At 71.8% G+C, this 18,004-nt stretch carries 14 protein-coding genes; 4 read left to right on the top strand and 10 right to left on the bottom strand.

Features of this window, described 5'->3' with window-relative positions:
* Positions 1 to 4: 4 nt before the first annotated feature.
* From mnhG to ACSQ2D_RS15365, 8 genes are all read right to left on the bottom strand, one after another.
* Positions 5 to 370 (bottom strand): monovalent cation/H(+) antiporter subunit G, encoded by a 366-nt coding sequence (mnhG, locus tag ACSQ2D_RS15400; protein WP_435986810.1) that lies wholly within the window; start codon positions 368 to 370, stop codon positions 5 to 7.
* Positions 367 to 693: a monovalent cation/H+ antiporter complex subunit F gene (locus ACSQ2D_RS15395; RefSeq protein WP_435986809.1), complete on the bottom strand. Its 327-nt coding sequence runs from the start codon at positions 691 to 693 to the stop codon at positions 367 to 369. Before ACSQ2D_RS15395 ends, mnhG begins: the two co-directional genes overlap by 4 nt.
* Entirely contained in the window at positions 690 to 1,394 is a 705-nt protein-coding gene (locus tag ACSQ2D_RS15390) for a Na+/H+ antiporter subunit E (protein WP_435986808.1), read from the bottom strand. Before ACSQ2D_RS15390 ends, ACSQ2D_RS15395 begins: the two co-directional genes overlap by 4 nt.
* Positions 1,391 to 3,016, bottom strand: a complete 1,626-nt coding sequence (locus ACSQ2D_RS15385; RefSeq protein ID WP_435986807.1) for a Na+/H+ antiporter subunit D — start codon at positions 3,014 to 3,016, stop codon at positions 1,391 to 1,393. Before ACSQ2D_RS15385 ends, ACSQ2D_RS15390 begins: the two co-directional genes overlap by 4 nt.
* Positions 3,013 to 3,498, bottom strand: a complete 486-nt coding sequence (locus tag ACSQ2D_RS15380; RefSeq protein ID WP_435986806.1) for a Na(+)/H(+) antiporter subunit C — start codon at positions 3,496 to 3,498, stop codon at positions 3,013 to 3,015. Before ACSQ2D_RS15380 ends, ACSQ2D_RS15385 begins: the two co-directional genes overlap by 4 nt.
* Positions 3,495 to 6,389: a Na+/H+ antiporter subunit A gene (locus ACSQ2D_RS15375; RefSeq protein WP_435986805.1), complete on the bottom strand. Its 2,895-nt coding sequence runs from the start codon at positions 6,387 to 6,389 to the stop codon at positions 3,495 to 3,497. The genes ACSQ2D_RS15380 and ACSQ2D_RS15375 overlap by 4 nt, the downstream gene beginning before the upstream one ends.
* 179 nt (positions 6,390 to 6,568) lie before the next feature.
* Complete coding sequence (locus ACSQ2D_RS15370) at positions 6,569 to 9,025, bottom strand: immune inhibitor A domain-containing protein (RefSeq protein ID WP_435986804.1); 2,457 nt, start codon at positions 9,023 to 9,025, stop codon at positions 6,569 to 6,571.
* 249 nt (positions 9,026 to 9,274) lie between these two features.
* Positions 9,275 to 9,955, bottom strand: a complete 681-nt coding sequence (locus ACSQ2D_RS15365; RefSeq protein ID WP_435986803.1) for a hypothetical protein — start codon at positions 9,953 to 9,955, stop codon at positions 9,275 to 9,277.
* 71 nt (positions 9,956 to 10,026) lie between these two features.
* On the opposite strand from ACSQ2D_RS15365, the gene ACSQ2D_RS15360 reads away from it, so the two are divergent.
* Genes ACSQ2D_RS15360 through guaA form a run of 3 tightly spaced genes read left to right on the top strand, consistent with a single transcriptional unit; the run spans position 10,027 to position 12,803 of the window.
* On the top strand, positions 10,027 to 10,794 hold the full coding sequence (locus ACSQ2D_RS15360; protein WP_435986802.1) for an SURF1 family protein: 768 nt from the start codon (positions 10,027 to 10,029) through the stop codon (positions 10,792 to 10,794).
* Entirely contained in the window at positions 10,791 to 11,186 is a 396-nt protein-coding gene (locus tag ACSQ2D_RS15355) for a DUF3817 domain-containing protein (protein WP_435986801.1), read from the top strand. Before ACSQ2D_RS15360 ends, ACSQ2D_RS15355 begins: the two co-directional genes overlap by 4 nt.
* 9 nt (positions 11,187 to 11,195) lie before the next feature.
* Positions 11,196 to 12,803, top strand: a complete 1,608-nt coding sequence (gene guaA / locus ACSQ2D_RS15350; protein WP_435986800.1) for a glutamine-hydrolyzing GMP synthase — start codon at positions 11,196 to 11,198, stop codon at positions 12,801 to 12,803.
* Between the two features lie 91 nt (positions 12,804 to 12,894).
* On the opposite strand, the gene ACSQ2D_RS15345 is transcribed toward guaA, so the two are convergent.
* Positions 12,895 to 13,371, bottom strand: a complete 477-nt coding sequence (locus ACSQ2D_RS15345) for a hypothetical protein (RefSeq protein WP_435986799.1) — start codon at positions 13,369 to 13,371, stop codon at positions 12,895 to 12,897.
* Between the two features lie 188 nt (positions 13,372 to 13,559).
* On the opposite strand from ACSQ2D_RS15345, the gene ACSQ2D_RS15340 reads away from it, so the two are divergent.
* Positions 13,560 to 16,241 (top strand): asparagine synthase-related protein, encoded by a 2,682-nt coding sequence (locus tag ACSQ2D_RS15340; protein WP_435986798.1) that lies wholly within the window; start codon positions 13,560 to 13,562, stop codon positions 16,239 to 16,241.
* A gap of 45 nt (positions 16,242 to 16,286) precedes the next feature.
* On the opposite strand, the gene ACSQ2D_RS15335 is transcribed toward ACSQ2D_RS15340, so the two are convergent.
* Positions 16,287 to 17,963 carry a long-chain-fatty-acid--CoA ligase gene (locus ACSQ2D_RS15335; RefSeq protein WP_435986797.1) on the bottom strand — a complete coding sequence of 559 codons (1,677 nt, stop codon included), beginning with the start codon at positions 17,961 to 17,963 and terminating at the stop codon, positions 16,287 to 16,289.
* Positions 17,964 to 18,004: the final 41 nt, after the last annotated feature.

Below are 18,004 nucleotides of genomic sequence, written 5' to 3'. Positions count from 1 at the left end.
CGCGTCAGCGCGTGGGATCCCAGCCCGAGCGGTCGAGGGCGTCGGAGAGCTCGTCGACCTCGAGGGTCTCGGGGTCGACGCAGCGGTTGCGGTAGGCCGCTCGACCGACGAGGTGCGCGGACACGGGGGAGGTGAAGAACTGCGTCGCGGCGAGCAGGACGAGCGTCGTGACCGCGGCCCAGGTGCGCAGCGTCAGGGCGAGCCCCGCGAGGATGAGGATGAGCCCGAGGGTCTGCGGCTTCGTCGCGGCGTGCAGGCGGGAGAGCGTGTCGGGGAAGCGGATCAGACCGATGGCTCCGGCCAGGCAGAGGAACGAGCCGAGCAGGAGGCACACGGCTCCGGCGACGTCGAGGACGGACGACCACGTCATGACTGCTCACGCCCCTCGGGCTGCTGGCGCGGCTCCGGGTGGTCGACCTCGACGGCGTCGGGCTCGTCGGAGTCACGGGACAGGAAGCGGGTGACGGCGACCCCGCCGACGAAGCCGACGAGCCCGAGGATCATGAGCAGCGGCAGGTAGGTCGTCGTCCGCTGGCGCGCCGACTCGAGGGCGACCCCGGCGATGACGATGACGAGGAGGATCTCGGCCGCGACGATGCGGTCGAGGTTGCTCGGGCCCCGGAAGAGGCGCACGAGGACGAGCGCCGCTGCCGCGCCGAGCATGACGAGCGAGATGCCGAGGACGATGGTCACGGGCGCTCCTCCCCGTCGCGGTGGGCGGTGTCGTCACGGTCGGTGGCCTCGGTCTCGGCAGCGGCGCCGGTGGGCTCCCGGTGCTCACCCGCGTCGCGGGGGGCGCCCGCCGGCGCCGTCGGCCACGGGCCGCCCGTCTCCAGCGCGGCGATCTCCTCGCGCGAGCCGAGGGCGCGCACGACGCGCCGCTCGACCGCGAGCACGTGGGCGCGCTGGGCCTCGATGGCCCCCTCGCGCTCGACGTCGAGCAGGTGCAGGTAGAGCACCGACGTCGAGCGCCGCGCGTCGATGACGACCGAGCCGGGCACGAGGGCCACGAGCTCGGCGGTGAGGGTGAGGTAGAAGTCCGAACGCGAGCGCAGCTGCACCTCGATGACGGCGTTGCGCGGGCTGCGCCGGCCGAAGGCCAGACGCATGACCTGCCACGAGGCGCCGACGAGGTCGACGAGGAACTGTCCGATGAGGAGCAGCACGCGGTGCGGTCGCAGCCGGCCCTGGAACTCGATCGAGGGCAGCGGGAAGGCGTACGTCACGAGGAGCCCGACGAGGACCCCGTTGACGACGTTGCCCCACGTGACCCGGTCCCAGAGCAGCACCCAGGCGAGGGCGATCGTCGCGACGGCACGGGGCTGGAGCACCCGCCGGCGGCGGTGCGGGGACTCCGGCCCGCGCGGGGCCGTGGCCATCCGGACGTCGCTCATCGGCGGACCTCCACCGGAAGGACGCTCGTGACGTAGGGCTCGCGGCTCATGAGGTCGGTGGCCGCTCGTTGGGTGTAGGCGAAGAGCGGTCCGGCGACGACGGTGATGAGCAGCCCGACGATCGTCATCGCGGCGGTCGCCCCCAGCATGGTGGGGGGCAGGGCCCGTGGAGCCGTGTCGACGAGGACGGTGCCGGCAGGGTCGGCGCTCGGCTCGACGTCGAGGGTGCCGGCCTGGAGGGCGGCCGCCGTCTCGGTCGAGCGCGGGGCGTCGGCGAGGGTGCGCCAGAACGCCTGGCTCCAGACCTTGGTCAGGGCGTAGAGGGTGAGCAGGCTCGTGACGATGCCGCCGACGACGAGCAGCCACGCGAGGGGGGTGCCGAGCTCGATGCCGGCGTGGAGCAGCCCGACCTTGGCGAGGAAGCCCGAGAGCGGCGGGATGCCCGAGAGGTTCATCGCCGAGACGAAGAAGAGGGTCGCGAGCACGGGCGAGGCGACCGCCAGGCCCCCGAGCCGGTCGAGCGACGTCGTGCCGGCCAGCCGCTCGACGAGGCCGGTGATGAGGAAGAGCGCCGTCTGGATCGTGATGTGGTGCGCGACGTAGAAGATGGCGCCGGCGGTGCCCTCGGGCGTCGCCAGTGCGATGCCGAAGATCATGTAGCCGATGTGGCTGACGAGGGTGAAGGACAGGATCCTCTTGAGGCCCGACTGCGAGACGGCGCCGAGGATGCCGATGACCATCGTCAGCAGCGCGGCCCACATGAGCAGTCCCTGCAGCGGTGAGTCGGGGAAGAGGAGCGTCTGCGTGCGGATGATCGCGTAGACGCCGACCTTGGTCAGCAGGCCGGCGAAGACGGCCGTGACCGGCGCCGGGGCCGTCGGGTAGCTGTCGGGCAGCCACGCCGACATCGGGAAGACGGCGGCCTTGATGGCGAACGCCGTGAGCAGCGAGAGCTGGAGCACGAGGGCGACGCCGGGGGCCAGGTCGCCGATCCGGATCGCCAGCTGCGCGAGGTTGACGGTGCCGGTGGCGGCATACGCGGCGGCGATGGCGACGAGGAAGAGCGCGGAGCTGAGCAGGCTGACGACGACGTACGTCGTGCCCGCGTGGATGCGGGCTGCGGAGCCGCCCAGCGTGATGAGGACGTAGGAGCTGAAGAGGAGGATCTCGAAGCCGACGAAGAGGTTGAAGAGGTCTCCGGCGAGGAACGCGTTGGCGACGCCGGCCGAGAGCACGAGGTAGGTCGGGTGGAAGATCGTGAGCGGGGTCTCGCTCTCGGTCTCGTCGTCGCTGTCGGCCTGGCCCTGGCCGATCGCGAAGACGAGCACGAGCAACGTGACGATGCCCGAGACGAGCAGCATGAGGGCGCTGAGGCGGTCGGCGACGAGCGAGATGCCGAGCGGCTCCTGCCACGCGCCGAGCCACAGGACCTGCGGACCGTTGACGTCGGTCTGCCACACGAGGATGCCTGCGACGACGACCACGGCGGCGAGCACGGCGATGCTGAGGCTCCGCTGCAGCCGCGGCGAGCGTCGGAACGCGAGGGTCAGGGCGGCCCCGAGCAGGGGGAGGAGCACGGGCAGCGGCACGAGGTTGGGCACGGCGAAGTCGGTGGGGTTCATGGGCGTCGCGGGCTCCCGTCGCCGGCCGCGAGCTCGTCCGACGTCGTCGTCGACTCCTCGGACGGGTCGTAGGTCGAGGACGTCTGGTCCTCGAGGGCGAGGCGCTGGATACGCGCGTCCTCGGCGTCGTCGGGGACGTCGTCGGTGCCCGAGATCTGCCAGAGGCGGTAGGACAGGGCCAGCAGGAAGCCGATGGTCGCGAGCGAGATGACGATGGCGGTCAGCACCATGGCCTGCGGCAGGGGGTCGCTCATCGCGGCGGGGTCCTCGCCGACGAACGGTGCGCGCCCGGCGCGGCCGCTGATGACGAGGTAGAGCACGGCGATGCCGTTGCCGATGAGCACCATGCCGAGCAGGACCCGGACGAGGCTGCGGTCGAGGGCGAGTGCCGTGCCGGCGGCGACGAGGCCGACGGTGACGAGGACGAGCGTGATGTTGGGCTGCAGGGTCGACTCGATGAGGCTTGGCGAGATGGTCGTCATGAGCGGACCGCCCCCTCCTGCTCGCCCGCGGCGTCGGCCTCATCGGCCTCATCGGCCTCGTCGGCCTCCTCCTCGGCGATCTGCCGGTCGATGCCGGTGCCGAGACTGCGGACGATGTCGAGCATCATGCCGACGACGATGAGGTAGACGCCGATGTCGAAGACGAGTGAGGTCACGAGGTGCACGTCGCCCCACGGAGGGAGCGTGAAGTCGATGGCCGTCGTCTCGAGGATCGTCCCGCCGAACGCGAGCGGGGCCAGGGCCGAGCCGACCGCGACGAGCAGGCCCAGGCCGACGAGCAGCCCGGCGTCGAAGGGGGCCGCCTCGTCGAGCTCGTAGCGGCCGCCGGCGAGGTAGCGCACGACGAGGGCGAGGCCCGCGACGAGTCCTCCGGCGAAGCCACCGCCGGGCTGGTTGTGGCCGGCGAAGAGGAGGAAGAGCGAGGCGGCGAGCATGATGTGGAAGACGAGCCGCGTCACGACCTCGAAGATGACCGAGCGCTTCTCCTTGCGCATCGTCCGGCCCCCGTGCAGCCACGTGCCGCGGGCGGCGTTGCTCGACGGCAGCGACTTGGACGTCGCGCGCGAGAGCCTCGTGTTGCGGGTGCGGACGAAGATGAGGCTCGCGATGCCGGTCGCGGCGGCCACGAGCACCGACACCTCGCCCAGGGTGTCCCAGGCGCGGATGTCGACGAGCGTCACGTTGACGATGTTCTTGCCGTGACCGAACGCGTAGGCCTCCGTGGGGAACCCGGCCGACACCGGCTCGGCGGTGCGGCCCCCGGAGGCGACGAGGGCGATGGCGCCGACGGACGCGCCGACGGCCACGCCGAGCGCGATGCGCCACGTGCGCGAGGGCGAGTGGGGGTGGCGGGTGAACTTCGTGGGCAGGCGGCGCAGCGCGAGGACGAAGACGACGAGCGACACCGTCTCGACGAGCATCTGCGTGATCGCGAGGTCGGGCGCCCCGTGGAGGATGAAGAGCAGCGAGACGCCGTAGCCCGTGGCACCCACGAGCATGACCGCCGTGAGTCGCCGCCGGGTCACGAGCACGAGCACGGCGGCCGCGACGACGACGACCCCGACGACGGCCTGCCCGGGGTTGTCCCAGAGCCGCACGTCGGGGATCGTGCCGCGGGTCACCGCCGCGAGCCCCGGCAGGGCGACGAAGACGATGAGGATGCCGGCGAGGTAGATCGGGAGCGAGCCGCGCTGCGTCACGGCGGTCGTCTCGACGGCGCCGCGGTCGACCCACCGCAGCGTCCGGGCGAAGCCGCGCTCGCCGTCGACGACCGACGGCACGCCGGACTGCACCCTCGCGACGAGGTCGCGCTGGGCGAAGAGGACGAGCCCGACGGCCACGGACACGAACGAGAGCATCAACGGCACGGTGACGCCGTGCCACAGCGCGAGCGACTGGGGCTCGGCCCCGACGGGGAAGCCCGCGGCATACGGAAGCAGCCACGGGGACTCGAGGGGCGAGAGCAGGCCGACGAGCAGGCACGCCACGCCGAGGAGCACGGGCGCGAGCACGAACCCGGGGTGCGCGGCCTTGACCGGGGTCGGGGCCACTCCGGGCTTGGTGGCGAACGTGCCCCAGAGGAAGCGCGCCGTGTAGGCCACCGTCAGGGCCGAGCCCGCGACGACGGCGACGATCGCCATCCAGCTCCACGGAGCGGGCAGCGGGGCGGAGGTCTGGACGTCCTCCCACAGCGACTCGAGCGCGCTCTCCTTGGACACGAAGCCCGCGAGCGGCACGATCCCGGCCATGGAGAGCCCGGCGAGCGTCGCCGGCACGGCGACGGGGAGCAGCCGCCGGCCCACGCCGGACAGCTCGCGCAGGTCGCGGGTACCGGTGCACTTGTCGACGACCCCGACGGTGAGGAAGAGCGTCGACTTGAAGAGCGCGTGCGCGATGACGAGGGCCAGCGCCGAGAGCGCCGACGCCTTGGTGCCGAGGCCGGCGATGGCGACGATGAAGCCGAGCTGGCTCACGGTGCCGTAGGCGAGGAGCAGCTTGATGTCGTGCTGGCGCAGGGCCCGCCAGCCGCCGACGAGCATCGTGAAGAGGCCGAGGCCCACGGTCAGTGCGTGCCAGGCCGGCGCTCCCGCGAAGGCCGGGGCGAGCAGCGCCACGAGGTAGATGCCGGCCTTGACCATCGCGGCCGCGTGGAGGTAGGCGCTGACCGGTGTCGGCGCCGCCATGGCGCCGGGCAGCCAGAAGTGGAAGGGCACGAGCGCCGACTTCGACAGGGCCCCCACGAGCAGCAGCACCACGGCGGTGACGGTCAGCGCGTCGAGCGGCGGCGGGTCGGCGAGCAGGGCGGAGATCGAGTAGGTGTGGTGGACCCCGAGGGTGATGATGCCGACGAGCATCGCCAGGCCGCCGAACGTCGTGACGATGAGCGCCTGCATCGCCGCGCGGCGGTTCGTCGAGCTCGCCGGGTTGTGGCCGATGAGCAGGTAGGAGAAGACCGTCGTCAGCTCCCAGAAGACGTAGAGCACGAGGAGGTTGTCGGTGAGGACGAGGCCGAGCATGGCGCCGGCGAACGCCGTGAACACCGACGTGAAGCGCCACAGCGTCGGGTCGCGGTCGGTGAAGTACCACGTGCAGTAGAGCAGGACGAGGGCGCCGACGCCGGTGACGAGCAGGCCGAGCACCCACGAGAGCGTCGTGACGCGGAAGTCGAGGTCGATCCCCAGCCCCGGGACCCACGAGATCCGTTGTGTCGGAAGGTTGCCCGCGCGGACGTCGCTCGACACGGACACGAGCCAGACGAACGACGCGGCGGGTGCGAGCGCGAGGACGGGGAAGGCCTTCGTGCGCAGGACCTTCGCGAGCCACGGCGCGAGGGCGGCAGCGAGCAGGTGCAGGAGCAACAGTTGCGCCACGGCGGCCCCTCGGTCGTCGGGTGTGTCGAGCTCGGTCCAGGTCTCAGTCGGTCGTGACCCCAATCCTAGGTGCAGCGAAGAGCCCCGCCGACCACTGGTCGGCGGGGCTCTCCCTCGTCAGCGGCGGATCCGGATCGCTCCGGTCCGTGTCGCCGTGTCGTTGCGGTCGTGCCGTCCGGTCACTTCGGGGCGACGAGGACGTTGAGCGAGTTGCCCTGCTTGGAGCTGCCGACGACGCGGATCGTCGTGCCCGTCTTGGGCACGTCGACGCTGTACCAGCCGGGCTGGTAGCGGCCCGGGTGCGATCCCGTCGCGCCGTGGGCGTCGGAGTTGAACCACCACGTCTTCGTGTCGTCGAAGACCGGCTGGGCCGGCTTCGAGGCGACCGTACCGGCGACGCCGGTGGCGGGGTTGTGCAGCGTGATGGCGTCGGTCCTCTCGAGCCCGAAGGTCGAGTCGTAGGACAGGATCCGGTTGCGCATCAACGTGTTGTCCGCCCAGTGCGTGAACTCCGGGTGGGCGTCGACGGGCAGGACCAGGCCGGAGCCGGGGTGTTCGCCGACGTTGTTGTCGTTCTGGGAGGAGTCCCAGTAGTTGATGAGCAGACCGTTCTGGTACGGGTAGCTCTCGACCCAGTCCGGCTTCGCCGGGAAACCGAAGTTGTACGCGGTCCTGAGCGAGGTGTCGTACCCGTCGTACTGGCGGTTCTCGGCGATGTACGCGTTGAAGAACGCGCGCTCGACCGAGCCCTCGGTGGCCCGGAAGCCACTGCCGTCAGCCGGCGAGTAGGTCCAGCCGGTGTCGGTCTCGGCGCCGTCGAGCGGCTGACCCGTGATCGCGATCGCGTCGACCTGGAAGCCCGGCGGCGGGAAGTCCACCCCGGGCTGCCCGACCTGGGCGCCGTCGGCCTTGTAGCGGAACTGGAGCAGCACCGTCTTGCCGGCCCACGCGGACAGGTTCGCGGTCAGGGGGCTCCACGTCGCCTTGACGCCGGTGATGCCCTGGCCGAGGTTGTTGCCGTTGGGGTCCGTCGTGCGCGAGAGGTTCGTCGCGACGTTGGTCCAGGTGGCGCCGTTGTCGGCCGAGACCCGGAGGTAGGTGTAGTCCCAGTCCTCCTCGATGTTGTAGCGGGCCTGGGCTGCGAGCCCGACCGTGCCGGCCGGCAGGGTCACCGACTTCGTCATCGTCGTGTCGAGGTCGTCGGCGGCGCCGCTGTAGTACATCTTCGAGCCCTCGAACGGGTCGCCCAGCTCAAGGGGCACCATCTTGTCGGGCAGGACGGTGAAGAGGGCCTGGGCCTGCTTCGTCGCCGGCACGTTGGAGCCGATGGTGTGCGAGGAGCGCTTGCCGGCGTAGGCGACGTCGTAGAACGGTCCCTGCTTGCCCTGCGGCTGGAGCCAGCCGAGCTGGAAGAGCTCGAAGGCGCCGAGGTCGGTCGGGTTGTCACCGATGCCGTCCGGGCCGCCGTCGCCGATGTTGGCGCCGGAGCTCATGAGCGTCCAGAAGGCCGTGTTGTTCTCGGCGCCACCGGTGTTGCCGGAGGTGTCGTAGAGGTCCGGCAGGCCGAGGTCGTGGCCGAACTCGTGGGCGAAGACGCCGAGGCCGCCGTTCTCCGGCTGCATCGTGTAGTCACCGACCCAGATGCCCGTCGGGTTGTTGGGCACGAGGGCGCTCGAGACGAGACCGGTGTTGCTGCCGACGTTGACGCCGGCGCCGAGGGGCCCGCCGCCCTGGACGGCCGCGAAGGAGCGGTGGCTCCAGATCGCGTCGGTGCCCTGGTTGGGGTCGCCCGCGGCCTCGTCGCCACCCGCGTGGACGATCTGGAAGTGGTCGATGACGCCGTCGGGCTCGTTGAAGTTGCCGTCGCCGTCGATGTCGTAGCGGTCCTGCTGGTCGAAGGTCTTGAGGTACGCCTGGATGTCGGCCATCTTCTTGCCGGCGTCCAGCTGGCTCTTGACCCAGACCGCGAGGGCGTCACGGACGAGCGCCGTCGACGTGTTGCAGACGATGCTGCCGCAGTAGTTGCGGCCGTACAGCGCCTCGTTGAAGGGGACCTTGACCCACTCGGTCACGTCGCCCTCGACGGAGTAGCGACCGGAGGACTGGCGCTCGTAGTACTTCGCCATCCGGTTGAAGTACATGTCCTGGTAGTGCGCCCGGTTGTAGTCGGTCTGCCACAGGGTCGAGTTGTCGACGGCGCGGTTGGGGGCCGGGATCTCGTTGTGGCGCGGGCCGGTCACGTCGGTCGCGCTGCCGTCCGGCGGCGGTCCCTGGAAGATCGGGTTGGGGTACTGCTGGTCACCGAACTCGACGATGACCACGAAGATCTTGTCGGTGCCCTCGCGCTCGAGCTGGACGTACTGTCCCTTGCCGAGCTTGGCCACCTTGCCCTGGGCACTGGGGTCGCCCTTGAGCCGCTTCTCGAGCGCCTTCTGGCGCAGGGCGTCCTGCTTGACCGCCAGTGGCGAGCGCAGGTTGTCGTTGCGGGCCTTGCCCGATGCCGCGTTGTCGGCCTTGGTCTTGCCGACGCTGGGAGCCGCCTGCACCGGAGACGCCGCGACGGCGCCGGTGACGAGAGCTCCCGAGGCGAGCAGGCCGATGAGCCTGCGACGCCCGGAGTGCAGTGATTGCCTCACGAGGACCGTCCCTAGAAGTGTGAGTTTCCTGTGGGATGTCGTGCCCGCCGCTGTTCTTCCGCTTCGCCCCCGAAGCGCGACCTTCGCAGTCAAGACCGCCGCGAGGGGATGTGGCCGATTCGAGCCATCGTCGTTACCAATTCGAGATATTGAGACGTGGCCCGTTCGTCCGGTCGACACGTGTTTGTCCGCGTCTGCGCCCGGTTGTGCCCCTTGGCGCCTGCCGTCGGAGCGCCCCAGGGAGGGGCGTCAGAAGGTGACGAAGGTGTCGCGGGCGAGGAAGAAGCCGTGCCGGGTCGCCGTGTCGACGCACGTCACGCCGAACTCCTCGCTGAGACACGCGACGGGGTCCTCCGACCCGGTCCGTGAGCCGTAGCCGAGCTTCGGCTCGTCGCCCTCGCGGATCGAGTCCGAGCTGCAGACGGGGAAGGCGCCGGACTCGTCGAGCTCGATGCGGCCGATGTCCGGCGGGCCGTCGGGTGGGCAGATGGAGGGGAGCGGGGGGTCGATGCGGCCCTGCCCCACCTCACAGGCCGCCATGGGCCGTGGGGACCCGCCGAGGTTGCACACGATGTTGCCCGACGGGCTCTCGAAGCGGTCGGTCACCCGTGGAGCGGGCCGCGCGGCGTCGATGCGAGCCTTCGCCTCGGCGTACGAGTGCGGGGCGCCCCGTTGACGGCCCGCCGAGAGAGAGGTGGGGACGCCGCTCGGTGAGGCCTGCGGCTCGACCGTGCCCGGCGGGGTCGAGGTCGCCGCCGGCGTGGTGGCCGGTGCGGTGCCCGGGGCGTCGACGGTCACGGTGACGGTGCGTCGGGGAGACGGGATGTCGGTGGCCCCGCACGAGGCGAGCAGGGACACCACGGCGAGGGCAGCCAGCACGACGACGGTGCCACCCGGCATACCTGCTCGGCGACGGCGCAGCGAGGACATGGCTCGGGAGTCTGGCACGGATCGGCGCCCCGGGTCAGGTCGGAGCCCGCAGGGTGACCTACCCTTGGGAGGTGTTCCGGCGCCTGCTCACCCCTCGCTGGGTCGGCATGCTCGCCGCCCTCGCCGTCGTCGTCGCCGCGTGCGTCCTGCTCGGCCTGTGGCAGCTCGGCGTGGCCCGCGACTCCGGCCGCAAGGACGCCGTGGCCGCCGCCTCGACGCTCGAGCGGGCGCCGCTCCAGCAGGTCACCGCGCCGCACAGCGACTTCAAGGGCGACTACTCCAACCGCGCCGTCACCGTCACGGGGACGTATGCCGCGGAGCGCAGCCTGCTCGTCGTCGACCGTCGGCTGGACGGCCGGGTCGGGTCGTGGGTCGTGACGCCGCTCGAGACCGCGGGCGGCACCGTCCCGGTGCTGCGCGGTTTCGTCGCCGGCACGCCGGCGTCCGTGCCCGAGCCGCCGACCGGCGTCGTCACCGTGAGCGGCACGCTGGGACCGGGTGAGTCGCCCCGTGACGGCGCCCCGCTGCCCGCCCCGCAGGTGCGCTCGGTCGATCTCGCCTCCCTCGTCAACGAGTGGCCCGGTGACCTCTACAACGTCGTCGTGCTGGCGTCGGCCGAGTCCGCCGGGCCCACCGTCGGCAGCCCGATCGCGGCTGCCGACCTGACCCGCGTCCCGCCGCCCACGCTCGATGCCCCCCTCAACCTGCGCAACGCCGCCTACGCGGTCCAGTGGTGGGTCTTCGGGATCTTCGCGATCTGGATGTGGTGGAAGATGTTCCGAGCAGAGCAGCAGGCGGACGAGCCCGTCGCTGCACCGAGAGAAGGCGTCACGACGTGAGCACGTATCCCCAGACCCTGGCCAAGCCGCAGCAGATCCGGTCGGCGCTGTCGATCTACCGGGTCCTCGCGACGATCGCCGGCATCGCCTTGTTCGTGCTCATCCTCGAGATGGTCATGAAGTACGTCTTCGACCAGACCAACGTCCTGACCGAGTACTGGAGCCCGATCCACGGGATCATCTACATGGCGTATGCCGCGTCCGTCGCCAACCTGGGCCTCAAGGCCGCGTGGGGCCCGGTCCGCATCGTCAAGAACCTCCTCGCCGGCTTCGTGCCCGTCGTCCCGTGGATCGCCGAGCGGCGCAACACCGTCCAGACCGAGGCGCTGCTCTCACGGGCCTACGTCGCGGGCGACGGGACGTCGTCGGGGGAGGCCCCGCAGGGCCGATAGGCTTGGCGCGTGACCGACGCTGAGCCGAACGAGCCCACCGAGCCGACCGACCTGCAGAGCCACCCCGTCCTCGTCGTCGACTTCGGCGCCCAGTACGCCCAGCTGATCGCCCGGCGCGTGCGTGAGGCCCAGGTCTACAGCGAGGTCGTGCCCCACTCCATGGCGGTGGCCGACCTGCTCGCCAAGGAGCCGGCCGCGATCATCCTGTCCGGTGGGCCGAGCTCGGTCTACGAGGACGGCGCCCCACGCCTCGACCCGGCCCTGCTCGAGGCCGGTGTCCCCGTCTTCGGCATGTGCTACGGCTTCCAGTCGATGGCGCAGGCCCTCGGCGGCACCGTGGCCCGCACCGGCGCCCGCGAGTACGGCAAGACCCACGCAGCCATCAGTGACGTCGGGTCGACGCTCTTCGACGGCCAGCCGCCGAGCCAGACCGTCTGGATGTCGCACGGCGACTCCGTCAGCGCGGCACCCGAGGGCTTCGCCGTCACGGCGACGACCGCGGGCACGCCCGTCGCCGCCTTCGAGGACGACGCCCGACGCCTCTACGGCGTCCAGTGGCACCCCGAGGTGCTCCACTCCGAGCAGGGCCAGCGGGTCCTCGAGAACTTCCTCTGGAAGGGCGCGGGCATCGCGCCCGACTGGACGCCCGGCCACGTCGTCGACGACCTCGTGACGACGATCCGTGAGCAGGTGGGCGAGGACCGCGTCCTCTGCGCCCTGTCCGGCGGCGTCGACTCGTCCGTCGCGGCGGCCTTGGTGCAGAAGGCGGTCGGTGACCAGCTGACCTGCGTCTTCGTCGACCACGGCCTGCTCCGCGAGGGCGAGGCCGAGCAGGTCGAGGAGGACTTCGTGCAGGCGACGGGGGTCGACCTCGTCGTCGTCGACGCCCGTGAGCGCTTCCTCGAGGCGCTCGCCGGGGTCACCGACCCCGAGACGAAGCGCAAGATCATCGGCGAGCAGTTCATCCGCGTCTTCGAGCAGGCCGCGCGCGACGTCGTCCACGACCGCGGCGACGAGGAGCACCCCGTCAAGTGGCTCGTCCAGGGCACGCTCTACCCCGACGTCGTCGAGTCCGGGGGCGGCGAGGGAGCCGCCAACATCAAGAGCCACCACAACGTCGGCGGACTGCCCGACGACCTCCAGTTCTCGCTCATCGAGCCGCTGCGCACCCTCTTCAAGGACGAGGTGCGCCAGGTCGGTCTCGAGCTCGGCGTGCCCGAGGTCATCGTGTGGCGACAGCCGTTCCCCGGCCCGGGTCTCGGCATCCGGATCATCGGAGCCGTTGACGCCGAGCGCCTCGCGATCCTGCGCCGCGCCGACGCCATCGCCCGCGAGGAGCTGACGAGGGCCGGCCTCGACCGCGACATCTGGCAGTGCCCCGTCGTGCTCCTCGCCGACGTCCGCTCGGTCGGCGTCCAGGGCGACGGCCGCACCTATGGCCACCCGGTCGTGCTGCGCCCCGTCGCGTCGGAGGACGCCATGACGGCCGACTGGGCCCGGGTGCCCTTCGACGTGCTCGCGACGATCTCGACGCGCATCACCAACGAGGTCGAAGAGGTCAACCGCGTCGTCCTCGACGTCACGAGCAAGCCGCCGGGCACCATCGAGTGGGAGTGACCTCCACCGACTGACTCTCCGGCCCGTCGAGAGATGGCGTATGCCGTGGGCCCGGCAACACGGCATACGCCCCCGCGGGTGGTGGGTGTCGTCAGCGGCCGGTGGCGGCGATGTAGGTGCCGGCGTTGCCCAGCGGGTTGAGCAGGACGACCGGGGCCAGGCACCGCTCCGGCAGGGTCACGTGCGTGTCGATGACGGCGTCGCCCGACGTGCTGAAGGGCACCGGCGACGTCATGCGCAGGTCCCTGCCGTTGCACACGACGGTGGCCGACAGGGTGGCCAGGGGGTTGTCGCCCCGCGTCGGGATGACGAGTCCCTCGACCTCCACCGAGAGGTCGCCGTTCGCGCGCAGGCGGGCCGTGCCCTCGGAGATGACCCAGGGAGCGCCGCCCCGGACCAGGCCGAAGAGCGGCGGGTCGGCGAGCTGGCTCCCCTGGATCGGGGCGCGGAGGATGTCGCTCCGCGGGACCCCGCCGGCGTCGGCCGAGGCGCTCGTGGAGGCGGCGAGGGCGGAGACGCCGATGACGGCACCGGCGAGGAAGGCTGCGGTGCGGGAGATCGCGTGCATGTCGTGCTCCTGAGGGTCGAGGGCGGGGGAGGTGACCCCCTTGCGAGGACGACGACGCGAGGGTTGGCGGTTCACCGGGCGCCCGGTCCGCCGGGATGAGGCTCTGGGCGGAGCGGCACGTGGCGAGGCGGGTCCGGTGGGCGGAGCGGGGTCCGGGCCGGCGCCCGGGTCCAACTAGGGTGGAGATCATGTGCGGAATCGCCGGACACCTTGGTGTCCACGCCGACGAGGCCCAGCTCGACCGACTGCTCGACCGACTGCTCGCGACGCATCCGGGCTCGGGCGAGGCGGCGACCGCACGGGACGGCGACGCCGGTCTCGGGGTGCGTGACGCACGCCCGGCCCAGGCGTCTGCGGACGACGGCGTCGAGGGCGTCGCCCGGCTCGCGGTGGCCCCCGGTGGGCGCTTCACGCTCGCCCTCGACGGCGAGCTCTACAACCGCGCCGAGCTGCGCGCCGACCTCGAGACCCTCGGGCACGACTTCGGCGTGGGCAGCGACGCCGAGGTCGTCCTCGCCGCGTTCACCGAGTGGGGCACCGACGGCCTCGACCGGCTCGACGGCGCCTTCGCGCTCGCGGTCTGGGACCGTGACACGCGGCGGATGACGGTGGCGCGTGACCACTTCGGCGTGCGTCCGCTCTACCTCGCCCGGGCCGGTGACGGCTGGCTCGTCGCCAGCGAGATCCGCGGCATCCTCGACAGCGGTCTGCACGAGCGCCGCCCCGACGACCGCACGATCTACCGCTACCTGCGCTTCCGCGTCCACGACGACGGCACGTCCACCTTCTTCGCCGGCATCGAGCGCGTCGGTGCGGGCGAGGTCGTCACCCTCGGCGCCGACCTGCCGGGCGGGCTGGAGCGTCGTCCCTACACGCGGCTGCGCGAGGAGCTCGCGGCCCTCGGGAGCGCTCCCCGGGCCTACTCCCCGGCGGTCGCCGCCGAGTTCCGCACGCTCCTCACCGCGGCCGTGCGGCGCCGCGCGACCTCGTCGGGCCGCGTCGGCACGGCCCTGTCCGGTGGCCTCGACTCCGCCGCCATCGCGGCGCTGCTCGACGTCGTCGAGCACGAGCCGGGTCGGTCGGCCGCCGACGGCGTGCAGGACACGTGGTCCGCGATCTACCCCGGCTCGCGCAACGACGAGCGCGAGCACATCGACGCCGTCGTCGCGGCGCTCGGCGAGCGGGTGCGGGAGCACCGCGTCGAGCCGACGCCGACGGAGTTCAAGCAGGACCTCCGCGACCTCGTGCGCACCCAGGAGGAGCCGCTCGTCTCGACCGGTGCGTACACGCAGTACCGCGTCCTGCGTGCGGCGTCCGAGCGCGACAGCGTCGTCCTCGACGGCCACGGCGGCGACGAGACCCTCGCGGGCTTCGGTCCGCACCACCTGATCCACCTGCGCGAGCTGCGCCACCGCAGCGCGCTGAGCGCCGCTTCCGAGCTCGGGCGCTCGCTCGACGTGCTCTACCGCCGCGGCCGTCCGCTCATCGGCGACCGGCTGCACGGTCGCAAGGACGTGCCAGTGGCCTCGCTGCTCGACGCGGACTTCGCGCGCGCCCACGCCGCCGAGGGCTACGACGTCGAGAAGGCCGACCTGCGGGCCCGCCTCGTCGACGACGTCTTCGCGGGCTCGCTGCCGGCCCGACTGCGCTACACCGACAAGAACGCCCGCCGCTTCGGCGTCGCCGTGCGGATGCCCTTCGTCGACCGCGACCTCGTGCGCTTCGTCTTCGGGCTGGCCGACGACGCGCTCGTCAAGGACGGCGTCGGCAAGCGCGTGCTCCGCGACGCCATGCGCGGGCTGCTCCCCGCCTCCGTCGTCGACCGCCGCGACAAGGTGGGCGCGACGACCCCGCAGGGGGAGTGGTTCATGCGTCTCAAGAACCACATCTACGGGGAGTTCCTCTCCGAGTCGTTCGCGAACCGGCCCTACTTCGACCAGACGGCCGTGCTGCACGCCTTCGAGGGCTGGATCAAGGGCACGAACTCGATCGACTCGATGACGGTCTGGCGGATGCTCAACCTCGAGCTGTGGCTCCAGGAGTTCTTCGACGAGCGCGAGCCGGAGGACGCCGGGCAGGCCGAGCACGTCAAGACCGACTACGAGCCGAACGCCCGCAAGCAGCTCGACCTCGTGACCGCAGACGGCACCGCGGTCCGTCGCTACCCGCTGCGCACCGACCTCTACGCCCGCGAGGACGACCTCGAGGCCAGGACGCTCGGCTACATCGAGCGCTTCTTCGCCGGTCTCCCCGACGCCGGTCCGGAGCACGCAGCCGCGACGAGCGGCCGCTGGTACTTCTTCATCTCGGAGAAGGTCGTCGCCATCACCCAGGGCCGCTCGTACTTCATCTGGGACATCAAGGTCGGTCGTCCGGCCCGGCTGCTCAGCCGCTACGTCACGCGCACGCCGGCCGGGATCGGCCTCGGCTCGCCCTTCACCATGCAGCTCGCCATCGAGGAGGCCGGTCTGCCACGGGTGCTCTTCGCCTCGGCGGGCGGTGCCGTCGGCAAGGTGCTCGGGAAGCGGGGACTCTTCTACGACCTCGTCGGCGGCGACATCCGCGCCATCGACGGGCCCACCGAGTACTCCGTCTACCCGGCCAACGTGTCGGCGAAGCTCGGTCCCAAGGACCCCGACGACGTGGCCGCGCACCTGTCCGCCGCCATCCGCGCGCGGGTGCCCGAGGCGTACCGCGAGTCGTTCGGTGGCACGGTCGTCATGGACGCCAACGACATCGGTCGCAACGTCCTCGGCAAGGATGCGCCGGGACCCAAGGAGCGCTACGAGCTGATGTTCGCCGACAACCCGCTGGGCCAGGGGTCCGAGCAGACGCCGATGGCGATCGTCTTCGAGACGCCTTCTGCCTGAAGGCTTTTCACGCGTATGCCGTCCGGTGCGGTGACGTGCCGCGCGTCAGCTCGCGATGAGCGAGTCGCGCACCTGCTTGCGCAGGACCTTGCCGATCTGTGAGCGGGGCAGCTCGTCGACGACCACGACGCGGCGCGGCACCTTGTAGGCGGCGAGGTCTGCCCGGCAGTGGGCGCGCACGTCCTCGGGGACGAGCTCGACGCCCGGCTCGGTCGTCACGGCCGCCACGACGTCCTCGCTGCCGTCGGGCTTCGGCAGGCCGACGACCGCGGCATCGGTGATGCCCGGGACGGTGCGCAGCACGGCCTCGACCTCCGACGGCATGACGTTGAAGCCGCCGGTGATGATGATCTCCTTGATGCGGTCGACGATCGAGACGAAGCCGTCGGCGTCGACGACGACGATGTCGCCCGTGCGGAACCATCCGCCGTCGAGCAGCGCCGCAGCGCTCTCCTCGGGACGGCCCCAGTAGCCGCCGAAGACCTGCGGGCCCCGGATGAGCAGCTCGCCGCGCTCGCCCGGCTCGCGGTCCCGGGTCGGGTCGTCGGGGTCGACGACGCGGATGTCGGTGCTCGGGAAGGGCACCCCCACGGCGCCCGGCCGGCGGTCGCTGCCGATGGGGTTGCCGATCGCGACGGGTGAGGTCTCGGTGAGGCCGTAGCCCTCCACGAGCAGCCCGCCGGTCACCTCCTCCCAGAGCTCGAGCGTCTCGCGCGGCAGCGCCATGGCACCGGAGATCGCGAAACGCGTTGCCGTCAGGTCGATCCCGCGCTCCCGGGCGGCGGTGGCGAGGCGCTCGTAGATCGGTGGCACGGCGGGCAGGAACGTCGGTGGGTGCTTCTTCGCGGCCGCGAGCACGAGGTCGACGTCGAACCGGGGGAAGAGCACCAGCCGGGCTCCCATGCTCATCGCGAACGTCAGGCACAGGGTGAGCCCGTAGGCGTGGAACATCGGCAGCACGGCGTAGACGACCTCCTGTCCCGGCGTCAGGCCGGGCACCCAGGCACGTCCCTGCGCCGCGTTGGCCATGAGGTTGCGGTGGCTCAGCATGGCGCCCTTGGGGACGCCGGTCGTGCCGCTCGTGTACTGGATCGCGGCGAGGTCGTCGACGGACGGGCCGGGGGTCGACGGGTCGAGCGGGCCGTGGCCGAGGAGGTCGGACCAGGGGGTCGTGCCCGGCGCGGGTCCCGTGAGCTGCGCACGCAGCGCCCGGGCCCGGGCGACCGGCAGCCGCAGGGCGACGCGCTTCGTCCAGGGCATCGACGCGGTGATGTCGACGGCGACGACGTGCTCGACGCCGGCCAGTGCGGTGACGGCCGTGGCCATGCGGTCCCAGGCGATCGCGACCGACGCACCGTGGTCGCCGAACTGGTGGGCCATCTCGGTCGGGGTGTAGAGCGGGTTGTGCTCGACGACGACGGCACCGAGCCGGAGCACCGCGTAGAACGCGACGATGTGCTCGGGGCAGTTCGGCAGCGCGAGCGCCACCCGGTCGCCTGCCCGCACCCCGAGCCGCCGAAGGCCCTCGGCCGCGAGGTCGACCCGCCGCCCGAGCTCGGCGTAGGCCATCTCGGCGCCGAAGAACTCGAGCGCCGGACGGTCGCCGTAGGTCGCCACGGCCTCCGCCAGCAGGTCGACGAGCGAGGAGTCGGGTGGGTCGATCTCGGCCGGGACTCCCTTGGCGTAGTGGGCCACCCACGTGTGCTCCAGTCCCGCCGTCATCCGAGCCTCCGCTCCGGTGGTGCTGCCGCCCAGTGCGGCAC

Source organism: Terrabacter sp. LjRoot27 (assembly GCF_964254175.1).
GTDB lineage: Bacteria > Actinomycetota > Actinomycetes > Actinomycetales > Dermatophilaceae > Terrabacter.
The sequence above is the reverse complement of the archived record's forward strand: the minus strand, read 5'-3'. Positions and strand labels throughout refer to the sequence as shown.

Bases quoted from the DNA above. Each gene is read 5' to 3' on its own strand.
- ACSQ2D_RS15340 (WP_435986798.1), top strand. From the start codon at position 13,560: ATGTGCGGAATCGCCGGACACCTTGGTGTCCACGCCGACGAGGCCCAG.
- ACSQ2D_RS15345 (WP_435986799.1), bottom strand. From the start codon at position 13,371: ATGCACGCGATCTCCCGCACCGCAGCCTTCCTCGCCGGTGCCGTCATC.
- ACSQ2D_RS15385 (WP_435986807.1), bottom strand. From the start codon at position 3,016: ATGAACCCCACCGACTTCGCCGTGCCCAACCTCGTGCCGCTGCCCGTG.
- ACSQ2D_RS15365 (WP_435986803.1), bottom strand. From the start codon at position 9,955: ATGTCCTCGCTGCGCCGTCGCCGAGCAGGTATGCCGGGTGGCACCGTC.
- ACSQ2D_RS15380 (WP_435986806.1), bottom strand. From the start codon at position 3,498: ATGACGACCATCTCGCCAAGCCTCATCGAGTCGACCCTGCAGCCCAAC.
- mnhG (WP_435986810.1), bottom strand. From the start codon at position 370: ATGACGTGGTCGTCCGTCCTCGACGTCGCCGGAGCCGTGTGCCTCCTG.
- ACSQ2D_RS15335 (WP_435986797.1), bottom strand. From the start codon at position 17,963: ATGACGGCGGGACTGGAGCACACGTGGGTGGCCCACTACGCCAAGGGA.
- ACSQ2D_RS15390 (WP_435986808.1), bottom strand. From the start codon at position 1,394: ATGAGCGACGTCCGGATGGCCACGGCCCCGCGCGGGCCGGAGTCCCCG.